General features: G+C 73.9%; 1 protein-coding gene and 2 pseudogenes. All 3 read left to right on the top strand.

Features of this window, described 5'->3' with window-relative positions; all coding sequences use genetic code 11:
• Positions 1-400: pseudogene (locus tag ABZ281_RS46345) on the top strand (hypothetical protein); the annotation flags it as partial.
• Between the two features lie 94 nt (positions 401-494).
• Positions 495-2,012 (top strand): GT4 family glycosyltransferase PelF, encoded by a 1,518-nt coding sequence (gene pelF, locus ABZ281_RS46350; protein WP_356664523.1) that lies wholly within the window; start codon positions 495-497, stop codon positions 2,010-2,012.
• Positions 2,009-2,319: pseudogene (locus ABZ281_RS46355) on the top strand (hypothetical protein); the annotation flags it as partial. The gene pelF and the pseudogene ABZ281_RS46355, both read left to right, overlap by 4 nt.

Here is a 2,319-nt window from a genome sequence, read left to right on the forward strand (position 1 = left end):
GTTCTCCGACGACACGCCCGTGGTGAACCTGCGGATGCGCGACATCGGCGCCGAACTCGAGCGCCGGGCGAAGTGGCAGGCCGCACACAGAGCCGGTGAGATCACCGCCTACCGCATCGGCGGCACGGTGACCGTCGACGCGCCAAACGGACTCGCGGTCACCGCGACCCTGCCCACCGGCACCACGCTGGCCGGTGCCGCGTTCGGCGAGGCCTACGCCGGGTCGGTGTCCGGCTGGACACCCTCCACGGGTGCCCCGCTCACTCTCACCCTGCCGACGTCCGGCGCGGCTCCGGCCGCCGACGCCGCCACCGTGACAGCCCCGGCCACCGAGCCCGCGCCGGACACCCGTGTCCCCACGGGCGTCACCGACCCGGTGGGTGGCACCACAGAGGGCTGAACGGCGCATCCACGCACGACCCGAAGGTCCTGGCCGCCCCGCGGCGGCCAGGACCGTACCGAACGACCCCACACCTCGGACGTGGAGCACATCGATGCCCGTTCCCCAGGGCGCGCGACGTACCGGAGCGACGCGCGTCACCCTGCTCACCGAAGGCACCTACCCGCACAGCCACGGAGGCGTCAGCGTCTGGTGCGACCAACTCGTCCAGGGCATGCCCGACCTGGCCTTCGACGTCATCGCCGTCACCGGCACCGGACGTGAGCCGGTCGTATGGGACCTGCCCGCGCACGTCTCCAGCGTGCTGTCCGTCCCCATGTGGGGCGCCCCGCCCGAGGGCCGCCCGCCCCGGGGCCGGTCCCGCAACCAACTCGCCGCAGCTTACGAGCGGTTCCTGACCGCGCTGCTCGACCCGCGCGCCGAGGACGGGTTCGCGCCCGCCCTGTACGTGCTGGCGCGGGCCGCGTCGGACGGGACGCTGAGCCCCTTCCTGCGCGCGGACCGGGCGATCGCGATCCTCACCGCGCTGTGGAACCGCCCCGGTCTCGCCGTGCGCGAGGCGCGGCCGACCCTGCACGACGCGCTCACCGCGACCGCCCTGCTGGAGCACGCCCTGCGCCCACTGGCAGCCCCGGCCCCTGAGAGCGGGGTCGCGCACGCGGTGAGCGGCGGGGTCGCCGTCCTGCCGGGCCTCGCCGCCCTCGAACAGCACGGCGTTCCCCTGCTGTTGACCGAGCACGGTGTCTATCTGCGAGAGCGCTACCTCGGTTACCGCACCGCGCCCTACCGCTGGCCGGTGAAGGCCGTGGTCCTCGGGTTCTTCCGGCTGCTCGCGCAGGAGAGCTATCGCCGGGCCGCCCTGATCACACCGGGCAACCGCTACAACCGGCTGTGGGAGGAGGAGGGCGGCGCGGACCCGGGGTCGATCCGCACGGTCTACAACGGCGTCGACCCCGCCGCGTTCCCGGCTGCCGGGCCCGAGCCGGACTCCCCCACCCTCAGCTGGGCCGGCCGCGTCGACCCCATCAAGGACCTGGAGACCCTCATCCGGGCCTTCGCCCTCGTGCGCGACCGGCTCCCGCACGCGCGGCTGCGATTGTTCGGCGGGACCCCGCGGGGCGGAGAGGCCTACCGGGAGCGCTGCGAGGCCCTGGCCGCCGGGCTCGGGCACGCCGACGCCGTCACCTTCGAAGGACGGGTCGACGACATCAAGGACGCCTACGCCGCCGGGAACGTCGTGATGCTCTCCAGCATCAGCGAAGGCTTCCCCTTCACCCTGATCGAGGCCATGTCCTGCGGGCGGGCCACCGTCTCCACCGACGTGGGCGGTGTCCGCGAGGCCGTCGGTGACACCGGGCTGGTGGTGCCTCCGCGCGATCCGGCGGCGATGGCCGCGGCCGCGCTGGCGCTGCTGGGGGATCCCGGGCGGCGCAGGGCGATGGGAGAGGCGGCCCGGCTGCGGGTCATCGAGCAGTTCACCCTCCGGCAGACCATTGACACGTTTCGGTCCGTCTATCTGGAACTTGCCTACCCGAAACGGGAGTTGACGGCCGTGCCATCGTTCGGGATGTCCGCGCCGGCTGTCCACGGCACCGGAAGCCTCGCCCTGTGAGCGGGCCGATGTCCCTCGAACCCGGGGGCGCGGAGCAGGACACGCTGGCCATCCGGCTGGCCGGCACTCGCCCGCCGCGCCGCCACCCGCGCTGGGCCCTCGACGACACCACGCTCGCCATCCGGCTGCCCCGGCAGGTCCCCGACGAGGAGGCGGTCAGTGAACTCGCCGCCGAACTCGCCGACCGCATAGGCCCCGCCGTCCACCCCTACGAGGTGGCGGCGCTGCTGGAGGCGGAGGGACTGTCCGCTTCCCTGATCACACACCCCGGGCCGTGGCGGAAGCGACGCGGTGGGGGCGATCATGC

Source organism: Streptomyces sp. NPDC006265, from assembly GCF_040613555.1.
Classification (GTDB): Bacteria; Actinomycetota; Actinomycetes; order Streptomycetales; family Streptomycetaceae; genus Streptomyces.